Origin of the sequence: Desulfallas thermosapovorans DSM 6562 (assembly GCF_008124625.1) — a bacterium.
Taxonomy (GTDB): domain Bacteria; phylum Bacillota; class Desulfotomaculia; order Desulfotomaculales; family Desulfallaceae; genus Sporotomaculum; species Sporotomaculum thermosapovorans.
Window position 1 is genome coordinate 29,600 of sequence record NZ_VNHM01000005.1, and the last position, 24,573, is coordinate 54,172.

At 44.0% G+C, this 24,573-nt stretch carries 20 protein-coding genes; 6 read left to right on the forward strand and 14 right to left on the reverse strand.

Going from position 1 to position 24,573, the window contains the following annotated elements:
• Positions 1-41: 41 nt before the first annotated feature.
• The 9 genes from LX24_RS05555 to LX24_RS05595 form a co-directional block, all read right to left on the reverse strand.
• Complete coding sequence (locus LX24_RS05555; RefSeq protein ID WP_166511153.1) at positions 42-458, reverse strand: Zn-ribbon domain-containing OB-fold protein; 417 nt, start codon at positions 456-458, stop codon at positions 42-44.
• 9 nt (positions 459-467) lie between these two features.
• Positions 468-1,478 (reverse strand): hydroxymethylglutaryl-CoA synthase, encoded by a 1,011-nt coding sequence (locus LX24_RS05560; RefSeq protein WP_243131630.1) that lies wholly within the window; start codon positions 1,476-1,478, stop codon positions 468-470.
• Positions 1,478-2,656: a thiolase domain-containing protein gene (locus tag LX24_RS05565; protein ID WP_166511154.1), complete on the reverse strand. Its 1,179-nt coding sequence runs from the start codon at positions 2,654-2,656 to the stop codon at positions 1,478-1,480. Before LX24_RS05565 ends, LX24_RS05560 begins: the two co-directional genes overlap by 1 nt.
• A 35-nt stretch (positions 2,657-2,691) precedes the next feature.
• The gene (locus tag LX24_RS05570; RefSeq protein WP_166511155.1) at positions 2,692-3,846 is read right to left on the reverse strand and encodes an acyl-CoA dehydrogenase family protein; all 1,155 of its coding nucleotides are present in this window, start codon (positions 3,844-3,846) and stop codon (positions 2,692-2,694) included.
• 39 nt (positions 3,847-3,885) lie between these two features.
• Positions 3,886-4,665, reverse strand: coding sequence for an enoyl-CoA hydratase-related protein (locus tag LX24_RS05575; RefSeq protein ID WP_166511156.1), 780 nt, complete (start codon positions 4,663-4,665; stop codon positions 3,886-3,888).
• A gap of 15 nt (positions 4,666-4,680) precedes the next feature.
• On the reverse strand, positions 4,681-5,874 hold the full coding sequence (locus tag LX24_RS05580) for a thiolase family protein (protein WP_243131631.1): 1,194 nt from the start codon (positions 5,872-5,874) through the stop codon (positions 4,681-4,683).
• Positions 5,875-5,930: 56 nt separating this feature from the next.
• The gene (locus LX24_RS05585) at positions 5,931-6,800 is read right to left on the reverse strand and encodes a 3-hydroxyacyl-CoA dehydrogenase family protein (RefSeq protein ID WP_166511158.1); all 870 of its coding nucleotides are present in this window, start codon (positions 6,798-6,800) and stop codon (positions 5,931-5,933) included.
• 51 nt (positions 6,801-6,851) lie between these two features.
• The gene (locus LX24_RS05590; protein WP_166511159.1) at positions 6,852-8,690 is read right to left on the reverse strand and encodes an acyl-CoA dehydrogenase; all 1,839 of its coding nucleotides are present in this window, start codon (positions 8,688-8,690) and stop codon (positions 6,852-6,854) included.
• A gap of 275 nt (positions 8,691-8,965) precedes the next feature.
• The gene (locus tag LX24_RS05595) at positions 8,966-10,606 is read right to left on the reverse strand and encodes a long-chain-fatty-acid--CoA ligase (protein WP_166511160.1); all 1,641 of its coding nucleotides are present in this window, start codon (positions 10,604-10,606) and stop codon (positions 8,966-8,968) included.
• Positions 10,607-10,937: 331 nt separating this feature from the next.
• Here LX24_RS05595 and LX24_RS05600 point away from each other — a divergent pair, with 331 nt between their 5' ends.
• The 5 genes from LX24_RS05600 (at position 10,938) to LX24_RS05620 (ending at position 16,948) form a co-directional block, all read left to right on the forward strand.
• On the forward strand, positions 10,938-11,789 hold the full coding sequence (locus LX24_RS05600; RefSeq protein WP_166511161.1) for a methyl-accepting chemotaxis protein: 852 nt from the start codon (positions 10,938-10,940) through the stop codon (positions 11,787-11,789).
• A 318-nt stretch (positions 11,790-12,107) separates the two neighbouring features.
• On the forward strand, positions 12,108-12,980 hold the full coding sequence (locus tag LX24_RS05605) for a 3-hydroxyacyl-CoA dehydrogenase family protein (protein ID WP_166511162.1): 873 nt from the start codon (positions 12,108-12,110) through the stop codon (positions 12,978-12,980).
• Positions 12,981-13,007: 27 nt separating this feature from the next.
• Positions 13,008-13,778, forward strand: coding sequence for an enoyl-CoA hydratase-related protein (locus LX24_RS05610; RefSeq protein WP_166511163.1), 771 nt, complete (start codon positions 13,008-13,010; stop codon positions 13,776-13,778).
• Between the two features lie 38 nt (positions 13,779-13,816).
• Positions 13,817-15,640, forward strand: coding sequence for an acyl-CoA dehydrogenase family protein (locus LX24_RS05615; RefSeq protein WP_166511164.1), 1,824 nt, complete (start codon positions 13,817-13,819; stop codon positions 15,638-15,640).
• A gap of 129 nt (positions 15,641-15,769) precedes the next feature.
• On the forward strand, positions 15,770-16,948 hold the full coding sequence (locus LX24_RS05620) for a thiolase family protein (protein WP_166511165.1): 1,179 nt from the start codon (positions 15,770-15,772) through the stop codon (positions 16,946-16,948).
• A 98-nt stretch (positions 16,949-17,046) separates the two neighbouring features.
• Here LX24_RS05620 and LX24_RS05625 read toward each other — a convergent pair whose 3' ends face one another.
• The 5 genes from LX24_RS05625 to LX24_RS05645 all read right to left on the reverse strand — a co-directional run bounded on the left by LX24_RS05625 (position 17,047) and on the right by LX24_RS05645 (position 22,366).
• A complete protein-coding gene (locus LX24_RS05625) occupies positions 17,047-18,342 on the reverse strand; it encodes a DUF362 domain-containing protein (RefSeq protein ID WP_166511166.1) in 1,296 nt (431 codons plus the stop codon).
• 30 nt (positions 18,343-18,372) lie between these two features.
• On the reverse strand, positions 18,373-18,792 hold the full coding sequence (locus LX24_RS05630; protein ID WP_207706538.1) for a MaoC/PaaZ C-terminal domain-containing protein: 420 nt from the start codon (positions 18,790-18,792) through the stop codon (positions 18,373-18,375).
• Position 18,793: 1 nt separating this feature from the next.
• Positions 18,794-19,240: an FAS1-like dehydratase domain-containing protein gene (locus LX24_RS05635; protein ID WP_166511167.1), complete on the reverse strand. Its 447-nt coding sequence runs from the start codon at positions 19,238-19,240 to the stop codon at positions 18,794-18,796.
• 327 nt (positions 19,241-19,567) lie between these two features.
• Positions 19,568-21,502 (reverse strand): sigma 54-interacting transcriptional regulator, encoded by a 1,935-nt coding sequence (locus LX24_RS05640; protein ID WP_166511168.1) that lies wholly within the window; start codon positions 21,500-21,502, stop codon positions 19,568-19,570.
• Positions 21,503-21,829: 327 nt separating this feature from the next.
• Positions 21,830-22,366, reverse strand: coding sequence for a hypothetical protein (locus LX24_RS05645; protein ID WP_166511169.1), 537 nt, complete (start codon positions 22,364-22,366; stop codon positions 21,830-21,832).
• A 537-nt stretch (positions 22,367-22,903) separates the two neighbouring features.
• On the opposite strand from LX24_RS05645, the gene LX24_RS05650 reads away from it, so the two are divergent.
• Positions 22,904-24,517, forward strand: a complete 1,614-nt coding sequence (locus LX24_RS05650; RefSeq protein WP_166511170.1) for a thiamine pyrophosphate-binding protein — start codon at positions 22,904-22,906, stop codon at positions 24,515-24,517.
• The last annotated feature ends 56 nt before the right edge of the window (positions 24,518-24,573 follow it).

Genomic DNA, 24,573 nt, shown 5'->3' on the forward strand with positions numbered 1-24,573 from the left:
CCACGGTTTTTTACACCGTGGGTTTCTTACATAGCAAGTTACTATGCGGGGCTAAATTTAAAACCGTATCTAGTTACCCCTTCTTCTTCATATATTTTTCTAAATACAGCTCTAACCGGCATGCCAATGGTAATTCCCTCTTCGGGTGGATTAACCACCTGGGCTATTACCCGTGGGCCTTCTTCCAATTGGATAATGGCCACAGGATAACTGCCCTTGCAGCGGGCCTCTGCCGCAAATTCAGGCGGGGCACCGCCACCGGCGATTATAGTATATGAATATATTGTGCCTTTGCCGCTAAGCTGGACATTTTCAAAGGTTGTTCCTTGGAGACAGTATTTGCAGACTGCTTTGGGAGGAAAATTAATCCTACCACATGATTGGCAGCGCTGCCCGATTAACCTGTAGCGTTGAGGAACCGCCCTTTGGTACATGGGAATGGATATATGTGCGCCCATTTAATCACCTCAAATACTTCTTTTCAGTTTCAGGTATTGAACGTAGCTGATATATTTCTTATATTCCAGCGCTGCTTGCATGGGTTTGTTGGTTTGTGCCACCAAGGATTTTTCCAGTTTGAAACTAAGCGCTTGACTGCCTGAACCGGAACCATAGGAACAAACCAGTATATGATCACCGTTTGCGGCTACATCCAATACCCGGCATAAAGCCAGTAAAGGTGCACCGGCGCCGGTATCACCCAACTGGGCAAACACTTGTCCCCCTTTGGTTTGCTCTTCGGTGCAACCCATTTTTTTGGCCAGGGCGGCAGCAGTTTTAGCATCGCTTTGATGTAATATTACGTGGTTATAATCAGCCAGTTTTCGTCCTGTTTTTTCCATTAAACCGCTCACCGCGGCCTTGACCGTTTCATTATAATCTTGGGTAGCATAAGCTTTTACGCCAATATCCCGCATATCGGTCTCACCCGGTAAACGGTAGCGCAGTCCCATAGCTTCGGTAGAGTAACCGAATACCCCTTCATAGGCCAGGCCGGGTTCATCTTTAGCCAGCACAAAGGCACATGCACCGGCACCAAACCCGTTTTCCAAATCCACATGGGCTGCGGAGGTTGGTGCATCTGACACCACCACCAGCGCATATGGCTGATCGTTCTGATCCATAAGACCCAGTGCGGAAAGGATGGCCTGTGTGCCGGACATAGTGGAATTTGCATGCTGAGCAGATAAAACATTGTTAGATAATCCCAACGCCTCCACCATTGTACCCGCCATCTCTTTTTCTTGATATGGGAAATTAGTGGATGCCAGCGTTAAAACACCTACCCGGGAAATATCCAGACCGGCCAGCGCGTTGCGGGCTGCTTCCACAGCCATGGTGGTGACGTCTTCATCTATGTCCATGACTGTTTTTTCCTTCATGGCTGCAGAACAGCTGCCCAGGGCACTCAAAAATTCATCTCTTTTAATGCGCAAATACGGTAAGTAAACTCCGTAGGATATTATACTCTTACTCATCAGGCATCCCCCCTCTGGTAGATGAATACCGCGGCCGTTCCGCCGGAACCACCTACATTGTGGGATAAAGCGTACCTGGCATTTTTAATTTGCCTGCTGGGCTCTTTAGCTTCGTCACGAAGCTGCTTAAAAATCTCGCATGCCATGCCGCAGCCGGTAGCACCAATGGGGTGACCTTTGGCCTTCAGTCCACCGCTGGCGTTCACCGGCAGCTTGCCGTCAATCTGTGTATACCCTTCTTCCAACAGGTACTGGGCTTTTCCTTCTTCGGCAAAACCTAAATCCCCGTAAGCTAATATTTCCGCAATGGTAAAACAATCGTGCACCTCTGCAAAATCTATATCTTTGGGGCCGATACCTGCTTGCTTGTAGGCCTCTGCTGCAGCCTTACGTGTAGCCAGCAGTCTGGTCATACTATCCCTGTCATGAATGGCCAGGTAATCGCTGGCGGCCCCGAAGCCCTTGAGATAAACAGGTTTATCAGTAAATTCCCGGGCTATCTTGGCGTTGCATAACAGTACCACCGCAGCACCGTCGGTGGTGGGGCTGCAATCCCATACGTTGAATGGATAAGCTACGGGCACACCTTTCTTGGCTTGCTCTAAGGTAATTTCCTTGCGGAATTGTGCCTTGGGGTTGGCTACTGCGTTACGGTGGTTTTTCACTGCCACCATTGACAGGTGCTCCCTTTTAAGACCGTACTCGTGCATATACCTGGCAGCCATCAAGGCGTAAATCCCGGCAAATGTTGACCCGGCCAGGCGCTCAAATTCCGTATCCCCGGATACACCCAGCCAGTAACGGCCTTTGCTGGAAGAAACATCTCTCATTTTTTCCACGCCCCCCGCAATGGCTATATCAACCTTGCCCGAGGCCACCGCACACGCAGCATTAAATAGAGCATACCCGCCGGATCCACAGGCATTCTCAATTCTGACGGCGTTTACACGAGGCAAGCCAACGTGTCCCATGAGGAGTGGCGCCAGTTGCCCCAGTTGAAAACCGCTGCCTGAACTCAGACTGCCTATAAAAGCTGCGCCTATGCGCTGCTGGTCAATTCCCCGGTCCACACTTTGCAACATTTCCAGGTAAGCTTCAGCAAACAGTTCTTTAACACCCTTGTTGGGGAAATCACCATACCGGGTTTGCCCGGCGCCAATAATTGCTACACTTTCCACCCGGTTTCACCTTCTTTCTAACTAAAACAGCTTATTTATATTTCCATTTCTTTGAGCAGTCTGCCGGCTATAACCATGCGCTGGATTTCATTGGTACCTTCGTAGATACGGGTAAGCCTGGCATCCCGGTAAAAACGTTCCACTGGGAATTCTTTCATGTAGCCCATGCCGCCGTGTATTTGAACTGCTTTGTCCACTACCCTTCCCAAAGCTTCCGAGGCAAACAATTTTACCATGGGGCCTTCTTTGAATACCGGCATATTCTGGTCCACCATCCAGGCTACCTTGTAGGTCAGCGCACGGGCAGCTTCGGTATCAGTGGCCATTTCCGCCAGCATCCACTGGATAGCCTGGAAACTGGCAATAGGTTTGCCGAACTGCATCCTTTGCTGCGCATACTTAGCTGATAATTCAATTAGTTTGTCACAAGCCCCCACGCAGCGGGCACCCAGTGCCACCCGGCCTTTGCTTAAAATCCTCAGCGCACTTGAATAACCTTTGCCTATTGTTCCCAACACATTCTCTTTGGGTACTTTGCAGTCTTCAAAAATTACTTCCGAAGTATGTGAACCTCGGAGGCCCATTTTTCTCTCAATGGTGCCGATGGAAAAACCAGGTGCATCCCTATCTACAATAAAAGCCGTGTAGCCGCCCCGGGCTCCCTTTTCCTTGTCTGTTACGGCAATTACAGTAAATACCTGGGCTTCAGGAGCATTGGTTATAAAGTGTTTCATACCGTTCAGTATCCATTTGTCACCTTTTAATACAGCGGTGGTTTTCATATTGGACGCGTCCGACCCGGCGTCAGGCTCGGTGAGGCAAAAGGCTCCTATTTTATCACCGCTGGCCAAATCCGGCAGGTATTTTTTCTTCAATTCTTCACTGGCCAGTTCCACAATACCGGTGGTGCCAATGCCTGTGTGGGCTCCGATAAGGGTGGTGAAACTCATATTGGCCCGGCCCAACTCTTCCAGCAGCAGGCATTTATCCAGCATGGAAAGCCCAAGCCCGCCGTATTCTTCCGGTATACTCATTCCAAACAGCCCCATCTCTTTGGCCTGGTCGATCAGGTGTTGGGGAATACGATCTTCCTCCTCAATTTGCTGGGCACAGGGCTCAACTTCATTATCCACAAATTCGCGGATCGTGCGTTTCATATCTCTTATTTCATCAGACAGGCTAAAATCCACAGCCAGCCACCTCGCTTTCTATTAGTTAGTTCGTTAGAATTATCTTCCTTTGAATTCGGGCTTGCGTTTTTCTAAGAATGCTGAAGTTCCCTCAATACGATCCTCGGTAGAAAAGGCGATGGTCTGGGCAAACTTTTCAAACAACATACCCGAATGTATATCGGTGTTAGCACCTACGTTAATGGCTACTTTAGCCAGGCTGACTGCCATCGGCCCTTTGGCGATAATTTTTTGGGCCATTTCCTTGGCTACCGGCATTAAATCTTCGGGTTGCTCCACCACTTTGTTCACCAGACCGATTTCCTTGGCCTCCTGGGCGCTAATGATGTCACCGGTAAAAATTAATTCTTTGGCCTTGCCCATACCCACAATTCTTTGCAGGCGCTGGGTGCCGCCGGCTCCCGGGATAATGCCCAGATTAACCTCGGGCTGACCCAACTTGGAGCGACTGGTGGCAATTCTGATATCACAGGCCAGAGCCAGTTCGCACCCGCCCCCCAGAGCAAAACCGTCAATGGCGGCTATCACCGGCTTATCAAGACTTTCCACATCAAGTAAAGTCTCCTGGGCTTCGCTGGTTAAAACCTCCAATGTGTCGCGCTCTTTTAATGTGCGTATATCCGCTCCGGACGCAAATGCTTTACCTCCGGCACCGGTAATAATAATTACCCGCACGTCTTTATCAAAACGGCATTGTCGCGCGGCCTGGCGGATTTCCGCCCAGGTTTTGGGGTCAAGGGCATTGCGCACCTCCGGGCGGTTCAATGTCACTATGGCAATATGGCCGTCTTTCTCAACCAACAGGTTTTGATATTCCATATATTCCCTTCCTTTCTAACCAACCCATTCCCAGATGGCTGCGGCACCCTGGCCGTGTCCGACGCACATGCTTTCCACGGCATACTTGGCGTTATAATAGGGCATTTCATGCATTATGGTGGTGGCTATACGGGCACCGGTACATCCCAGGGGGTGACCCAGTGCAATGCCGCTTCCCCTTGGGTTAAGCAGCGGGTGGTTTCTGATACCCAGCTTTTCCACACAATATACTGCTTGAGAGGCAAAAGCTTCATTTATTTCCCACAGGTCAATTTGATCTATGGTCATACCGGCCTGCTTCAGTACCTTGGGAATGGCCACCGCCGGGCCTATGCCCATGATTTGCGGGTCAACTCCCACAACCGTATAGTTGACCAGTTTCATTTTCGGTTTTAAGCCCAGCTCTTTTATTTTTTCTTTGCTGGCCACCAGTACCGCAGCCGCGGCATCGTTGGTTTGGCTGGAGTTACCGGCGGTTACGGTAGCCTTTTCATCCTGTAAAAATACGGGCTTTAGCTTCGCTAAAGTTTCCAGGTTGGTATCCGGTCTGATACCCTGATCCCGGTCAACCACCATTTTTTGGGTACCTCCGTCATCAGTAGGCACATCGGCTTCTATGGGCAAAATTTCATCTTTAAATAATCCCTCTACAGTAGCTTTATGGGCTTTGGCGTGACTTTCCACGGCAAACTGGTCTTGTTTTTCTCTGCTGATATTGAACTTGCGAGCCACCATCTCAGCGGTATAGCCCATGGAACTCATATTAGGGTCTGTAAATTCACCCAGGCGGGGGTTGGGATCAGCACCCGTGCCCATGGGAACATGGGTCATGTGCTGCACACCACCGGCAATAATCAAATCAGCCCATCCCATGGCGATGTTGGAAACTGCAAAGGCTATAGACTGTAATCCTGAAGCACAAAAACGGTCTATTGTGCAGCCCGGCACACTATAGGGCATACCGGCCATGATGGTTGCGTAACGACCTATATTAGCGCCCATATCCTTCATGAGAGCAGTACCACCGAAAAAAACATCATCCACTTGCTCTCTTTTTTTACCTGTTATCCCCGCCCGTTCCAGCACGGCATTAATAACTTTGGCCGCTAAGTCATCGGCCCTTATATTGAAAAACCATGATTTTTTGCCCGCCTTAGCTATAGCTGTGCGCACTCCTTCAACAATATAAACCTCTCTCACTGCATTCATCCCTTCCTGGCAGGTAGTCAGTTGTTGGTTTAAACAAAAGATTTACAGCCACGATATTATTTGCAATACTCGTAAAATCCCTTTCCAGTTTTGCGGCCCCACTCTTTCTTGACAAACTTCTCCACTATAATCGGAGATGGTTTATATTTGGGATCACCGGTTTCTTGATAACGCTCCATACTGACATAATAAGATAAATCTATGCCGGTGAGGTCAAGAAGTCTGAAGGGTCCCATCGGGTGACCAAGGGCATTTACCACTGCGGTATCAATGTCCTCGGGACTGGCCACTCCCATGTCGTGAATATACAGAGCTTCGGTTCTGATAGCCTGAAGAATCCGGTTGACCAAAAAGCCGTAAATTTCTTTATGCAGCAGAACAGGAATTTTACCCATCTTCTTACATACACCCATGACGATTTCCACTGTATCGTCGGAGACATGTGCCCCCTTGACCACTTCCACAAGTTTCATAACCAGAGCCGGATTGAAAAAGTGCATATTGCAAACTTTATCAGGACGGCCGGTGGCATCACAAATTTTGGAACTGACGATGTAAGAGCTGTTGGTAGCTAAAATAGTATGGGCGGGGCAAATTCTATCCAGGTCGGCAAATATTTGGCGTTTTATCGCCAATTTTTCAATGGCAGCCTCGATAACCAGATCCGCATCCTTGGCTGCTTCGGTTAAATCGGTGGTAAAGGATATTCTTGCCCTGGCTGCTTTAGCCGCATCTTCAGTAAGCTTGCCCTTGGCTACTCGCTCCGGGAGGTAAGTATCAGCAAAGTTTTCCGCCTTTTGTAATATTTCTGCATTAATATCGGTACATACCACTTTATATCCGGCCATAGCCGCGGAGAGGGATATTTGGTGTCCCATATTTCCTGCTCCGATTACGCAAATGTTCTTAACATCAAAACTTGCCATTTTTGTACACCCCTTTATGATTTAATTCTATATGTGGTAATGAATTTTTATTTAACTAATATACAGCGCCTCTTCAGGACATACAATGGGTGATTGGTCAGCATTCCTAATAAGTTGGGCTTGCATTACCACATTGGGCAGAATGTTATTGGCAAAATACCTGGCGGCAGCAATTTTCCCGGCATAATAATTATAATCGTGGTGTTCGGTGCCCAATTCAGTTATCTTGCGTGCTGCAACCAATGCTTGTTCCAAAATGGCTTCCCCGGAGAATAATTGGGCGCAGCAAGTAAGTACTTTAGGCGCATAAAGGGGTATCAATGCTCCCTTTTCATCTTTATTGGCATAGTAAGAAGCATATATCTCTTTGATTGTAGCTACACTTTGATATGCCTTTTCCAGATTGTTAAATTCAGTTGAAAAACCTTCGGTGCCTTTATGCTTTTCAATAAAATCTTTCCGGTCCTGCAACCAGTTCTCAAAGGGTTGGCCGTCCTGCATGCGCATCTTTCTGCCCACCAGGTCCATGGCATGGATAAATGAGGTGCCTTCCCAGATGGAAAGTATCTTCACGTCCCGGGCGTACTGAGATACCGGGTATTCTTCCGTATAGCCAACTCCACCGTAGACTTGAATAGCCTGCCCCACCATGGCCCAGGCGGTCTCGCTGGAGTATGTCTTGATCAGCGGGGTAAGGATTTCGGCTAATCCCTTGCACCTGGCGGCTTTTTCTTTATCGCTGCTGTGTTCGGCAATATCTAAATAGTAAAACCCTTTGAATATCATGGCCCGGATTGCCTCTACCTGGGCCTTCATTTCCAACAGCATTCTTTTTACATCTTCATGTTTGATAATCGGAACCCGGCCTATCTTGGGATTAGTAAAGGGGCGACCCTGAATCCGTTCGGTGGCATAACGCCCGGCAAAATAAAATGCAGCGGCCATTTGGGCTAAAGCGTTGTGTCCCGTACCGATACGTGATTCATTCATCATATTGAACATCATAGCCAGACCTTTGGATACCCCATTGCTGTCCGGCGGGCTGCCCACCAGTATGCCCCGGCAATTATCATTCTCACCAAAGCTAAGCATGGTAGTGGCTGATGCTTTGAGTCCCATTTTATGCTCCACCGCTATGCAGGTAACATCATTGGGTTCCCCCAGGCTGCCGTCATCGTTAACCCAAATTTTGGGCACAATGTAAAGACCCAGGCCTTTGGAACCGGGTGCACCACCTTCGGGACGGGCCAGTACCATGTGAATAATATTATCGCTTAAATCAACCTCGCCGCCGGTGATAAACATTTTGGTGCCTTTAATTTTATATATCCTGGGATCATCAGTGGGATAAGCCCTGGTAGTGGAATCACCTACATCAGAACCGGCGTTGGGTTCGGTTAGGCACATGGTACCACTCCACTCACCACTCAGCATTTTATCAATAAATAATTCCCGGTCCTTGTCTGTACCGAACCGGTGAATTAAGTTAGCCGCACCAGTGGTTAGTTTAATATAGGAAGCCAGGGCCGGAGAAGCGGCCATAATCATTTCATTATAAGCCCGGTACAAGGTTAAAGGCATAATGGTATCCGAAGCCAATGATTCATTGGCAGTGCCCCAGCCATTTTCCTGCAAGAATTTATATGCTTCAACATAGGATGGGGGGACACTGACTTTACCGTTATCAAACTTGACGCCAATTTCGTCTCCTTCCTTATTAATGGGAAAAACAACTTCTTTGGCGATTTTGTAGACTTCATTTAAAATAAAGTCCACATCGTCCGACTCATAGTTATCCTTAAACCTGTCCAGATTAAATACTTCTTCCATGTCCAGCCATTCATTTAAAATGAATTTCAGATCCCGGACATCGTATACAAACTCTGCCATAAATACCCTCCTATTTAAAAACAGGTTATAAAAAACAATGGTAGTATTAACTTATCAGAGCAAAAAGTGTGCCAATATTTCGAACTTCAATATATTCAGTAATTGGGAAGTATCCTTAATATTTTCAATTTAATTGAGCGCTCCAAGGTTTCAATATGTTACGCAACAGTTGCTTAATAAAACATCCTACCCAATAAAAAGAAACCACCGCTTAGCGGTGGGATACCCGGAGAAATGTCAATGACATTGTGAAATTTTAATTAAATAATCATTATTTATATTTTACCTAACTTCTGGTGTTCCTCTTCCACTAACTTTCGTTTAAGCATTTTCCCTACAGTGGATTTGGGTAACTCTTTTCTGAACTCAATGAGCTTGGGTACTTTATAAGGAGCTAATCTTTCTTTGCAGAAGGCAATTATTTCTTCCTCTGTGGCACTTTGCCCATCTTTTAGTACTATATATGCTTTAACTGTTTCGCCACGGTACTCATGTGGAACACCGGCCACAACTACCTCCAGAATCTTCTGGTTTTGATAGAGTACTTCTTCAACTTCACGGGGGTAAATGTTATAGCCGCCGGCTATGATTACATCCTTTTTCCTGTCCACGATATAAAAATAACCGTCTTCATCCATCCTGGCCATATCGCCGGTATACAACCATCCATTCCTCAGTGCATTTGCTGTATCGTCGGGGCGGTTCCAGTAGCCTTTCATTACTTGTGGACCTTTGACAATCAGTTCACCGACTTCACCGATGGGGAGCACCTTGGTACCAGTTTCTACGTCTACCACCGCAGCATGGGTACCGGGATAAGGGATGCCGATACTGCCTTTTCTGTACTTCAAATCAAAGGGGGGACAACTGATAACTGTCGGCGAGGCTTCGGAAAGCCCGTAACCATCATTGATGATTGAACCTGTACCCTCAAGTTTGGATCTCATAATCGCCATTATTTCATCGGGAATAGGAGCCGCTCCATTTTTATATAACTTGACTTTGCCATATTCATTAAAATCTTTGGTCTCGGGGCTATTTAACAAAGCGGTGTACATGGTTGGCACAGCATTGAAAAAGGTGGGCTCATATTCACTGATTATTTTAACTACCTCAGCGGGCACAAATTTGGCCACCGGAATCATTGTAGTTCCCGCTGCTATACAAATATTCATACAGGAAGTCATGCCGGCAACATGGAAGAAAGGTAAAAGACCGATGATTCTTTCTTTCCATGAACCACCGGAAAAAAAGTGGTCGGACTGTGAGATGTTTGCATAAAGGTTGTAATGAGTTAACATAGCCGCCTTAGGCGCACCGGTGGTACCACCGGTATACTGGAACAAAGCCACATCCTCTACGGGATCGATTTCCACCTTGGGCGGCTCGGGGCGTTCCACGGCATATAAATCGGGTAACCATGCGGTATCTTTGGGAACTGTGTCCGGTTTACCACCAAGGCTGGTGAGAATAACCTTTTCCAGACAGGTATCGCCTATGATGCTTCTAATCTTGGGATAATGGTCGGCCAGTGCAATGATCATTTTTGATCCCGAGTCGTTGACCTGGTGTTCTATTTCCCTTTCCACATACATGGGGTTGGTGTTCACAACAATGCCGCCTAAAGTTAATATGGCGTAATAAGAAGTCACAAAATCCGGGCTGTTGGGCAGCATCAATGAAACCCGGTCTCCTTTACGCAGGCCCATATCATGCAATGCGGAAGCAACTCTTTTTACACGTTGTCCCAATTCGGCGTAAGTAATTTTTTTACCATAAAAAATAATTGCAACATTATTCGGGTAATTTTTTACGGAATTATCGAGCGCTTCAGGTAGCGATTTGGCCTCTATCTTAATTTCCCAGTTTACTCCCCCGGCTTCATAGATCTTTAAATATGGCTTTGGAAAATCCAAAATTCGTTTCCTCCTCTCAATAAAAACAATTATATCTTAATTTATGACAATTTAAAATTTTTGCAAATCCTATGCCATTTAGATGAAAATAATATTTTAACATAAATTTGCCCGAATTTATTATTCAACCTGTTTCTTATATAAACAAACAATGTTTCAATTATTAACTTTAATACTCGGAAGCTTTTGCATATATTATTAAACTCCAAAAACATGCTAAACTATTCCAAGACTTGCATTAATAATAATAAAATATTCTTGCTTGCTTTTTGCATGTTTTTATATATAAATAGACTTTATGAATTATAATATATGCGAGGTGTTATCACTTATGAAAGATAATGAATGCAAAATGACGGATGAACAACTACTGGAGCTGGTGGCGGAAATATCATCTTTATTTCATCAACTTATACCAGTGAGTAATACCATCACATTAACTGACAGGGAAAAATTTACTCACCAGTTTATGGGCGAAGAAGCGAAAAAGCATACAGTCTATTTGGTGGGAAAACCTTTTCCCAGTCACGGCTTTATACCCAAAGCAATCAAGTCGGGCATGTTACAAAGAGGAATTGTGGCTAAAGGTGAATACGGGGTAGCTTTTAAAAATCAAACCATACCGGTTAAAAATCACGATGGTAACATAATCGGAACGGTAACCCTGGCGCTAAGTCTAAAAAATCAAAATGATCTAAAGGAAGCAACCGATAGCATATCATCATCAGCCGAACAGCTTGCAGCCGCAACGGAAGAGATAGCATCCGCAGCCAATTCTTTGTCAAGCAGTGTTTCAGAGGTATTGGGGCAAACCGGGGAGATAATGAAACTAATTGAACAGACAAATAGTATTTTGGATTTTGTTAACAACGTAGCAACAAATTCCAAGCTTTTAGGGTTGAATGCCGCCATAGAGGCGGCAAGGGCCGGTGATTCCGGAAGGGGTTTTGCGGTTGTAGCCGATGAAATTCGAAAGATGGCTGAAAACAGTGCTAAATCAGTCAACGAAACAAAAAAAATCATTTCTTCCATTAATGAAAAGATCAATCATCTTTTTCACGTAACTCAAGAGTTATCAGGGATAGCTCAAACACAGGCAGCAACCACCGAAGAAATTTCCGCTTCCATTCAAAATTTGGCTCAGGTTTCTCAAACCGTACGGAAAATCTCTGATATTATATAGCAGCTTTTTAACCGCACTGCCTTGTGTCATACGAATAGATTCTTGCTAGAATATGGATAGCTCTCGTATGTATTTTAGAAAAAATCAAATTACAACATTGTGTGTTTCACAATGCAACCATATACCATCGATACAAGCCATACGTTTTGCCTCAAGATTTTTAAGTAATGAGCATTAAAGGGCTAAATAGGTTATCCTGAAAGAAGTATAAAAACTATGAATGGATTATTGGCATTAATCTTGCAATATTGTGAAAATTAGCAGTTCTATTCGAATATCTATAAATAAATGATCAATAGAGTAAAGGAGAGTGTAAAAATGACAGTAGCAGGAATTAATAAAATTTGCGTGGTTGGCGCGGGAAACATGGGACACCAGATTGCACTTTGCTGTGCCGTAGCCGGTTATCAAGTAAAATGTACCGATATTAATGATGAAATTTTAAAAAAGGCTGAAAATTTTGCCGATACTTACCTGCCACAGCGGGTAGCCAAGGGTAAGATGACCGAGGAAGTTGCCAAGCAAGCCCGGGCCAATATTTCCTTTACCAATGATATTAAAGAAGCGGCAAAAGATGCTGATGTGGTGATAGAAGCCGTTATTGAAAATCTGGAGCTAAAATTAAAAATTTTTGCCCAACTGGATGAAATCTGCCCGCCGCACACCATCTTAGCCACCAACAGTTCATTTATTGTCAGTTCTAAAATTGCTCCGGCCACCAAGCGCCCGGATAAAGTTTGCAATATGCACTTCTTTAACCCTGCTATGGTTATGAAACTGGTGGAAGTGGTTAAAGGCCCCCATACATCGGAAGAAACAGCTCAGAAAATTTTTGATTTAGCTAAAGACATCGGTAAAATCCCTGTAATGTTGAAAAAAGAAATCTATGGATTCTTGGTCAACCGCATTGTGCAAGCTATCAACCGGGAAGCTATGTATCTCTATGATATGGGCATTGCCTCTTACCAGGATATTGATACTGCCGTGGTAAACGCGCTGGGACACCCCATGGGCCCGTTCCGCATGATGGACCTTACCGGTATCGACCTGGCCTACTATATTGGTATGGAGCGCTATCAAGAAAGCGGAGACCCGGCTGCCAAACCGTCCCCCATCATTGTTGAAAAATTTATCAAAAAAGAATGGGGACAAAAGACCGGTAAAGGGTTCTATGATTATACCAAGAAATAAAGTAGCCTGTCTTAAGGAGGAGTATACGTGGAATACACCAAACTTAATGTGACCAGGGAAGATGGCTATGTTGTAGCTGCAATAAACAACCCCCCTGCCAACGCTTTGGGACAACCTGTGTTGCATGATATCAACGATTTACTGGATGCTTGTCTGAACGAAGCTGGTGTTAGAGCCATTGTTATTACCGGCACAGGCAAATTGTTCTCCGCCGGTGCTGATATTAAAGAATTCAGTGGTATTCAGTCGGGTGACAGACCCAAGATTAGCGGGCATGACGTATTCCTCAAAATAGAGAATTATCCCAAGCCTGTTATTGCCGCTATGCAAGGAAGCGCCTTCGGCGGCGGTAACGAACTGGCCATGAGCTGCCACTTGAGAATTTTGGCTGATTCGGCCAAAGTAGGTTTGCCCGAAGTGAACTTGGGTATTATTCCCGGTTGGGGTGGAACCCAGCGTTTACCAAGGCTGATTGGCAAAACCAGAGCATTGGAAGTAATGTTAACCGGCACCCCCTTGACCGCCGAGCAGGCATTAAATTACGGGTTGGTGAACAAGGTAGTACCCGCTGAACAAGTACTGGATGAAGCTAAAAAGCTAGCTGCTAAATTGGCCAAAGGAGCACCCCTGGCCATTAGAGAAATATTAAAGGCAGTAACCCAGGGTTTAAATACCACCATCGAAGAGGGGATAAAAATAGAACAAGCCGGTTCCAAAGTGGTATTTGCCAGTGAAGATGCCAAAGAAGGCGGCAAGGCTTTCTTTGAAAAGAGACCGCCCAATTTTAAAGGTAAATAAACCAATCCAATATTAACCTTAATAAAGGAGAGCTATATATGTCCAGTAACTTTATTTATTCAAACCGCGAGCATAAATTTCTCTTGAAGGAATGGCTTGATACTAAAAAAATATTAAACTTGGAAGCCTTCAAGGAATTCTACGAGATGGATGACATCGATATGATATTGGACGAGGCCCTGAAGGTAGCCAAGGAAGTAGTTGCCCCTACCAATATTGATGGAGACAGAATTGGAGCCAAACTGGAAAACGGCAAAGTGACTACACCCCCTTCATACCATAAGTTGTACCAGTTCATGCAAGAAAACGGCTATGGCAATACCAGATACGACCCTGAGGAAGAAGGTAAATTACCACAAGTTCTGCAAACTGTATTGGATGAGTTCTTTAATGCGGCAAACCCGTCCTTCCATCCTTATATAGGTTTGGCCGGTGGATCTTCCAACTTGATTAATACCTTTGGCACAGAAGAAGACAAGAAACGGTTTTTACCCAAAATGTTTACCGGTGAGTGGACTGGTACCATGTGCTTAACCGAGCCTTGCTGTGGTTCCGACGTGGGCGATATTACCACCAAGGCATATGCCACTGATGACCCCCGGGTATATAAAATTAAAGGTACCAAGTGTTTTATTACCGCTGGCGACCATGATCTCACCGAAAATATTATTCACTTGCTGCTGGCCAAATGTGAAGGTGCGGCACCCGGTACCAAAGGCATCTCCCTGTTTATTGTGCCCAAAATTTGGGTTAATGAAGACGGCAGCCTGGGAGAACCCAACGACGTTACCACTGTAGCACTGGAGCACAAAATGGGTATTAAAGGTTCCGCAACAGCTATGCTCAGTTTCGGTGATGAAGGTAATTGCCGTGGTATTTTGCTGGGTAACCCGCCGGATGAGAACGGTAAAGCTCAAGGAATGGCCCAAATGTTTATAATGATGAATGGCGCCAGACAAAGTACCGGTCTCACAGCCATGTCCATTGCACAAGCAGCTTATAACTATTCACTGCAGTATGCCAAAGAACGGATTCAAGGTAAAGCCATAAGCAACCCCAAGGCCGGGCGCACAAGAATTATCGATCATGAAGACGTTCGGAGAATGCTGTTATTCCAAAAATCAGTAACAGAAGCTTGCCGGGCCATGATTATGAAGACGGCTTATTATCTGGACCTTGAACGTAATGGAGACATCCCGGAAGATAAGGAAAAGGCTAAGAGAAGAATTGAAGTTAATACCCCGCTGGTTAAGGCTTATGCATCCGACATGGTATGGCAAACCACTGCCGAGGCCATTCAGATACACGGCGGTTACGGATTCACCGAGGAATACCCGGTGGCACAGTGCGCCAGGGATTCAAAAATACTCTCCATTTGGGAAGGCACCAACTTTATCCAATCGCTGGACCTGGTCTTTAGAAAATGGACCTTGGATAAAGGAAAGATATTTGCCGAGTGGTTTAATGATGTAGTGGAATCCATTGAAAACAATAAAGAGCTTAACGGATTTAACAGAGAATATGAAATAATGAATAAAGCAGCGGGTGTTTATAGGGAAATCCAGGGCACCATTGCCTCCTATATGAACACAAATTTAAGGGCCATCCCTTTGTTTACCACCAGAATTCTCCACGCCACCTCCATGCTGTGGGGTGGGGCATTGCTACTTGAACAAGCTGCAATAGCTTCTAAGAGAATGGAGGAACTCGGGGCGGATCATTTTGATTACCCGTTCTACCAGGGCAAAGTACAAACGGCTAAGTTCTATATCAGAAATATCGTACCTGAAATATTTAAGATTGCTGAAATTATTAAAGACTGTGATACATCCGCCATCGACATCCTGGAAGAAGGTCTGTAGAAACATAGCCGGGTTCTAAATTAAGGGGGAACTGTTTCTTGGAGACTTGGATTCAGTTCCCCAAATTTTATTGGCTATTAAGAAATGAGAATATAATAGATAATTGTATTTATTATGGAGGGTCTTTTAATGAGAGAATGTGTAATCATTGATGGATTAAGAACAGCAAACGCCAGAGCGCATAAGGATAAAGGCTGGTTCAGAAATAAAACACCGGATGAATTGCTCACTGCTGTTTATGATGCGTTATTTGCCAGAAATCCCCAAGTGAAGCCGGAAGACGTGGAAGCAGTTTTTGTAGGTTCAGCTGCCCAGGTCGGCATGCAAAATGATATCGGCAGAACCTCCTGGCTGGCCGGCGGATTTCCTGAATCCGTACCAACGAACACTATTTGCCAACAATGCCCCTCCGGTATGGCGGCCATTGAACATGCCGCCAGGGCTATCATGTGCGGTGAAGGTGACATATATATTGCCGCCGGTGTTGAGGACATGTATCATGTACCAATGGGATATGCCATGGAATTCCCGCCTCGGATGCTGCAAAGGTACAAGCGTTCCGATATCCCCATGGGCGTTACGGCAGAAAAGGTAGCTGAACTTTGGAATATATCCAAGGAAGATATGATGCAAATGGCATACTACAGCCATAAAAACGCCGCCGCTGCCAGAGATTCCGGCAAATTCAGCCGCGAGATTGTTCCTGTAGAAGGTGAAAAGGAAGACGGAACCAAATTTATGGTGGACCGGGATCAGTGGATAAGAGATAATATCTCCATTGAAGCCATGGCAGCTATGAAATCTCCCTTTAAAGAAAATGGCGTTATATCTGCAGCTTTATCATCGCCCCTGACAGCTGGCGCCTGCGCTCTTATTCTCATGGAACGTCAAAAGGCCGATGAACTGGGCCTGGACTACCATCTCAAATATAAAGCGGGGGCAATGGCTGGCTGTGACCCCACTGTAATGGGTATTGGACCTATCTACGCTGTAAGAAAAATTTTTGAACGCACCGGTTTAACTGCTGATGATATAGATGTAGTGGAAATCAATGAAGCCTTTGCCAGCCAGTCTTTGGCTTGCCTCAGGGATTTGGGGCTTGAACAAAACGCACCCTTTAAAAAGACTAATCTTTGGGGTGGCGCACTGGCATTGGGACACCCCCTGGGAGAGTCCGGAGCCAGGATCGTTATTACATTAAATAATATTATGAAGTATGAAAAACCCGATGCCAAGTATGGTTTGGCTACCCTGTGCGGTGGATTTGGCAATGCCAATGCTTCGCTCTGGGAAAGGGTCGAGAAATAGATAATATTATAATTTGATTTAGCAAGATTGGTTAACTAAAAAACGCGTGCTAAAAACAATTTTTTCAGCACGCGTTTTTTAATTTTTGATAAAAGTGGTTATTGCTTAACAAACAACCCCATATCAAACTCTTTTTTGTCCATGTAGCGATTATATATATAGTGGCGATATTTAATATAATTATCGTAATCGCATTCTATTCCCTCTTCCTTTAACAACCGTTGAAACTCGTTTAAATCCGGAGGGCAACCCTTGATTACAATGGCTTTGTTGATATTGGGGTTATCTTTATTGCGCTGGTACGCACAATGGCCAAATAAAATTGTTTTATCAAAACCAGGAGCAGCCACTTGTCTTTTACCACTGATGAATTCAACGTTGGGAAAAGGTTCGCCCTTAAATGCTGATTGGAATAAAATTAATACCGGGTTAAATGTTTTAGAACAGGCAGTGCACAGAGAACTGTCGTACTTTCTAATGGCCAAACCCGAAAAACCACGCTTCTTAAAGCCAATGGGCATGGTATCGTCCTCTGTCCATTCCCAACTGTAATCCAAAAATTCAGCATGGTCTGCTACTGATTCTCCACGGGTTTCAATGCTATCTAAATCAAGGGTGCCCCCGTTGCGCCGGGCATAAAACTTGAGATGCTCCACGTCAAAAGCATTATAACCAAGCAGGGCGGCGCCAACTACATCGCATGCCAGTATATCCTTCGAGGCTACTAAAATATCCCTGCGAAATGCCTTACCGGAGTGCCCCGGCCCTTTTTCCAGGGCGAATATGCCATCTATAAGCGTAAGGGCCACCGGCAGCTTTTCCACAATCCGCGGAAACATGTGCTCCAGTTCCTCATCCCGGGCATGGCATTTTTTCTTTGACTTCCTGTCAACGCATCCTTTAAGGTTTTTTATACCCAGGGAAATTTTACACTGGTTATGTGTTTTGAGCACGGGCACGTTAATAATCTTGTCTGCTTCTAAAGCGCTGCGGGCAATGGAAAGTTTAACCCCGTCCAAATCCACCTCTTCAAATTTATCCTTATTCAGATCAACCAGCTTTACTCCATATTTTTGCTGCAGTTCTTCGTAACCAAGCACATCATATATTTTTTCCGTCATTGACCCGGTAACCGCAAGAGAACCTTCTCCTATGGTTAAATTGGTATACCCTTTCTCATATAGTATTTTTACCAGGGCAGACATAACCGCGGTTGTAGTAACCACCCCGAAGGGTGGATAGGGCAGATCAAAATCCCAGGCCACTAAATTAGGCTTGATCAAAATTTTATCATTTTTGTTGAAATCTTTCAGCCCGTCACATAGTTCAAGCGCTTCTTTGACTGATTTGTAAGTATCATCATGTTTGACTATAGAAACCACCGGTTTGCTCATCTTATCTCTCTCCCTTAATTCATGATATAATTAACAATTTTTTGATGGCAACACTGCTTCAAAAAGCCCGGTAACCTTAACCTGACCGTTTTGATCACAGGCTTGTACTTCACCGGCGATCAAATTATGCTCTTTTTTAGCCGTAACTTTACCCGTTATTGTAATGATATCACCAGGTTTGGTGGGTTTAACAAAACGAACTTTAAACCTTTTTAAATACCTGTTGGGAAGCCAGTCAGTTATGGCCTGGCCAACAAAACCCATGATTAGCATGCCGTGAGCAATTACACCACCCAGTCCCGCCTTTTTTCCAACAGCATCAACATAATGAAGAGGGTTGAAATCACCGGAGGCTCCGGCATATTTAACCAGTTGAATTTCATCTACTGTTTTAGACAAACCGGGCATTTCATCACCTATATTGATATCTTCAAAAAAAGGAGCTGTCATTTTAACCAGCCTTTCTCTCAATAATGGTTTTGCGACATTTCAGGACTAAATCGCCATTTTGGTTAACATAGTTTGTAACCAGTATAAAAAGATTCATATTCTTCTTTTTATGATAGCTGGCCAATGATGTGGTTCCGACAATTTCATCACCCGGATTAATTTCTCCGAAATACTCGTATTCTTGTTCCCCATGAAGCACCATAACCGGGTTGATATTAAGTAAAGAGCACATTTTATGAAAATCACAACCGCCCCAGAGATCAATAACAGTCCCGAATGTAGGGGGCGTTATTACATCCCGGTATCCTTGCCTTTGAGCTTCAACCGGATCATAATAAATGGGGTTTTCATCCCCTATGGCTTTGGCAAACTCCTTTATTTTTCCCCTTTCCACTGTCAAAGAAAAGGGGGGAAACTGTATGCCCACCATCTTGTTCCCATCACTCATTGGCCTTTTCCTCACTTTCAGTTTCAGACGATATAAACCAACTGAATATTTCATAATTTATCTCAATAAGTTTATTAAAATTTATGACAACTCACCATAGTTAAAAACTGCAAACTTTATGCCATTTATAAAACAAAAAGATTTTTACAATATTATATTTTTTAGGTTTCTAATATGAACAAAACTGTTTCAAATATTAACCAGGCTGATTACCAGCAGAACGCAGTTGCTTTTTTCACGACTAATCCGTTTATTGGTAATCATAAAAAATGCACGACAAACATGAAGTTCGCGTGCGTAATGAATATATTTTATAGGATGGGATTATCATTTACTGCCGCCAAAAATAGCTCCATCCACATCCTTTAGTTTTCTCCATAAAGTTGTGCGGCTTGTACCGGTAATTTGAGAAATCTCCTTAATACTGGCGCCGGTGGATAGTAGATATTCGATAATTTCCCTTTCCATATCTTCCATTTTTCCTATCTTTATGTTAATGGTGTTTTCATCGCCTGAGGGAGCAGCATAAGATTTTTTGATCTTTTCGTTAATCAACTTGGTTATTAACTCTGCCACATCTCGGTCCTTTTCAATTAAGAGGACATATTTCTGCATCACGTTTTGTAATTCTCTGATGTTACCCGGCCAGTCATATTTTTTTAATTTTTCTAAAGCTGCTGGAGTTAAAGGTGGTACAATTTTTTTCTCCTGCAAGCTAAACTCATTTATCATATGTTTAGCTAGTATTTCTATATCCTCTTTTCTCTTGCGCAAAGGGGGTATATCAAGGTTAAGCACTTCCAGGCGATGATATAGGTCACTGCGGAACTTGCCTTCTTTAACGGCTACGATCAGTTCATGGTTAGTGGCCGCAATTATCCTGACATCTACCGGGAGTACCCTGTCGCTGCCCAACCTCATAATCTCCCTTTCCTGTATAACACGCAATAATCGTGCTTGTACAGGCAGGGTCATCTCACCAATTTCATCTAAGAAAATGGTACCACCATGTGCCATTTCAAATAATCCAATCTTGCCGCCTTTCTTGGCACCGGTAAAAGCCCCTTCCTCATAACCAAACAATTCACTCTCCAGCAGGTTTTCCGGTAATGCGGCGCAGTTCACTGCTACAAAGGGCCCTTTTTGTCGTTCGCTTTCATTATGTATGCTCTGAGCAAATAATTCCTTACCGGTGCCGCTTTCCCCGCAAATTAGCACGGTAGCATTTGCCGCGGCATACTTTTTGGCCCTGTTGATAGTATCCATGATAGCGTCGCTGGTGCCAATAATATCGTCAAAGGTATGCTTGGCAAAAAGACCCTTCTTAAACAACTGACGCCTTAAGTTTTGTTCCAATACTTGAATCTTATCGGAGTCCTGAAACATTGTTACAATGCCTTTTCTTTTGCTACCCAGGTAAATGGGCATACTGATAATGGAAAAATGTTTACGCCCTACCTCTTTAAAAATCTCTTTATCACCTATATCTCCATTGGATATTACTCCCAGAACTGCGGGTTCTCTTATATTACTTACGTGCCGTCCTAAGATAGTACGGGCATTCACATCCAACAGATTTTCTGCTGCCTTATTGATAAAGGTAAGACGTTTATGTTCATCAACAATTAAAATGCCGTCATTTGATGTTTCCAATACCGCCTGATATCTTTTTAAGCGCTCCTGTTCCCGGCGAATTCCTTGTACCAACTCTGCAGCCTGTTTGATAGAGCCATAGATGGCATCATAACCCGATTGGACCAGTACCGCATTGGCACCGGATTTTTTGGCCATATCATAAACACATAAACCGGTGCTTACAACGGCGTCATAATCTAAACCCAATATTTTATTGACCTGTTCATCCATTTCATTTATATTGGTATACGGGTAACAATCAACTTCTATACCCAGTATCTCTACAATGGTCTTAAATTTCAGGCTAAAATCTTTGGTCTTATGGCCTAAAAATGCAATTTTTCGCCCCATGCCCTTGGCTACGTACAATGCTTCCAATATGTCGAAAGATGTTACTTCTATTAATACAACGGGCAAAGAAACAGCTTTTCTAATTTTTTTACCTGTTACCCCCCGACTGATGATTACCTCTACCCCTTCTTGTTCAAATTGGTGGGCCAGGGATACCCCTTCCTCCAAAACACCTTCCCTGACCTCCAAATCAAGGTTCATTTCTTTGGCAATTGCAGTCATCAGTTCGGACATTTCCGGGTAAGTTGAAACCACCCCTATCTTGATTTCTTTCATTGTTTAAAATATACCTCCCCTATTTGTGCAAATAGGCTAATCATGATCAATAAAAAAGTTTAATTGAATTTATTATTATATATTTTCGAAACATACTTACTATTTAGTTTATCATTGCTTAGCTATTTAAACAACATCCAACAATTTATCATGCCGGGTAAAAGCTTGTTAGCTTACACTCATGAAAAGGAACGCAGTGACCCTTGACGGTGATGTCGCCTTTCGTTAATCTCATTTGTACTATATAAAAAATAAGGAGTTATTGTTTAATAACAACAACTCCTATCATCTATTAGAACATTTAAAAATAGAACATCTAAAAAATAATTAATGAGAGCTGTGCTGTGTACTGCTTGCAGACGCGCCCATGAAGATTTGAACGACTTTCGGAATAGCAGCTACCCCTAGTACTAGTGCGGTACCGCCAATCAATTGGATAGCAACCCACTCCGTAATTTGGGGTCCCGGAGGGACTTTAGCTGCAACAGCTGTAATAATAAAAAGCATAAAAGCATGTGAGTTAAATACCCAGGGCAGAACATCCATTAATAAGACGATTAAAAATACAAATATTAAAATATAGATTAACTGCGCCGTAAAAAGACCAATTACGGGACCTAATGCTTTTATAAAGGCCACGATCAAAGGATATTGCAAGATACCAAAACAAGAGCCGATAATAACATTGGGTATTTGCTTATTGTCCCTATGAACAAGGAAAAAAAGTACCATACAAGCAAATGCGGGCCAAGTTGCTAAATGATTCAGGTGCAAAGCCAATTCTCCAATGGCTATTATAACAAGAAGTGTGATACTAAAAATAACCTTGGTTTTTGGAAAAAAAGGAGCTTTTTGTTGAGTCACAGTTTTTTCCCCTTTCGAAATTATTATTAGTTCATAATAAAATAATTGAGAGTTGTTAAGTTCCACGAGTAGAATGATTTAGACTTTCTTTAATATATACCACCTGCCTTATTTGTTTTTTCATTGCCACAATTTAAAATTTTTCAAAAATATAATTTTAAAATTATGCAAAACTTATGCCATTAACCCATGTTGCTATTTTGCCTAAAAAATAAAGTTATACTTCATAAAATGGCCCCTTTGGAGAGTTTGTGCCAATTGTTTGATAGAGCGTTACTGTATCACTTCCATTAAAGTTTATAAAGGGAACAACCAAGGTTTCATAATGTAACCTTTAATTTTTGCCCGAAAAGGATAAATAAACAAAAACTGGAATGGGGTAAGCAACTCTTACAAAACAATAAACCGGCAAAACCGGTTATATATTGGTGACTATGTTTTGCAATCAGGTGAAATAATAGGTTTGTTATTAAAGGTTTATGTTTGGGGTAAAAAAAGCCATTTATGCTGAATAGATAATCTTTGGAGGTACTACATATGCCAAGAAACGTCGCCGCAACTATACTCGAACAGCTTGCTGCATGGGGCGTGAAAAAAATTTACGGGTTTATTGGAGATAGTATATTTTACCTTTTCAATGCCCTGGCAAGCCGGTCTGATATTGATTTTTACCAAGTACGTCACGAGGAAACAGCCGCTTTCATGGCTTCGGCTCATGCCAAGCTAACGGGTGAATTGGGGGTGTGTATAGCAGATGGTGGTCCCGGTACTTTGCATCTATTAAATGGCCTGGCTGACGCCTATTCGGACCGAGTTCCAGTGCTGGCGATCACCGGGCAGGTTGCGCGCAAAGACATTGGGACCAACGCCAAACAGTACATAGATCAACAATCATTATTTAGACCCATTAGCTCTTATACCTCACTCTTGTGCGACCAAGCTAAAATAACGGATGTATTAGGAAAGGCTTATCGTTGTGCAGTTACCGGTCGATCTGTAGCCCATGTTAGCGTGCCTATGGATGTGTTGCCCTTAGCCTGTGATGCTCAAATTGTACCTGATGCTCCTTACTTAAATACGCATCCGGTGTCATCAACTCAAGTTATTGACGGCGCCGTGGCTATGATGGAACAGGCCATCCGCCCGGTGATTCTTATTGGCGAAGGAGGGCGTCCGGCAGGGGCTTTGCTGGCAGAACTGTCCGCACGTTGGGGGGCCGCTGTAATTACTACCCTGCAAGCCACAGGAGCCGTTGACTGTACACAGCCGTTATATGTTGGCGGGCTGGGGCATGCCGGCAGCCCAGCAGCGGCTAAAATTTTGAGCCAGGCTGATGTGTGCCTGATAGCCGGAGCTAACTGGTGGCCTCAAAAGTATGTGTCCCACAATATTTCCATTATACAAATATCCCAAAACCCATCCGATATCGGTGCAACCACACCGGTGTCCTATGGCGTCGTTGGCGATATTGAATTGATATTGAAACATATTTTAAAGAAAGCCCATTTAAGCTCCAATCAAGAGTGGATAAAAAATATTAGTCAGGAAAATGCAAACTGGCTTGATCGACTTGAACAGGAAGTTAACGCACCTGTTTCCCCGATTCATCCGGCTGCTGTGGTCAGGGCTGTGCAAAATGCGGTTACGAGTGACACCATAGTATGCCTGGATACCGGTGATCATACTGTATGGTTTGGCCGGATTTTCCGGCCTGATCGGCAGCGTGTTTTACTCTCCGGTAAATGGCGTTCCATGGGTTTTGGGTTACCCGCAGCTTTGGCAGCTAAGATTAATCATCCTGCTCAAAAGGTAATTGCTCTGGTGGGTGACGGAGGTCTGGCCATGAATATGGCGGACTTTGTTACCGCTGTTAAATACAATCTGGGGATCACGGTGATTGTTATGAATAACTGTTCCCTTTCAATGGAAAAAAATAAAATGTTGGCCGGCGGCCTTAATCCGAAAGGAACATCATTATTGAACCCGGATTTTGCAAAATTTGCTGAGTGCTGTGGTGGGAAAGGTTATAAAGTAGAACATGCAGATAAATTGAATGACGTACTGCAGGTAGCAATAAATAGTGATATACCGGCTATAGTGGATGTGCAAGTAGCTAGCCTGGCAGTTCCGGGAACAGCTTTACCATCATAAGCACCCAGCTGGTGATCTTTCATATATGGCGCTAACTACCATTGGCTAGATTCAAC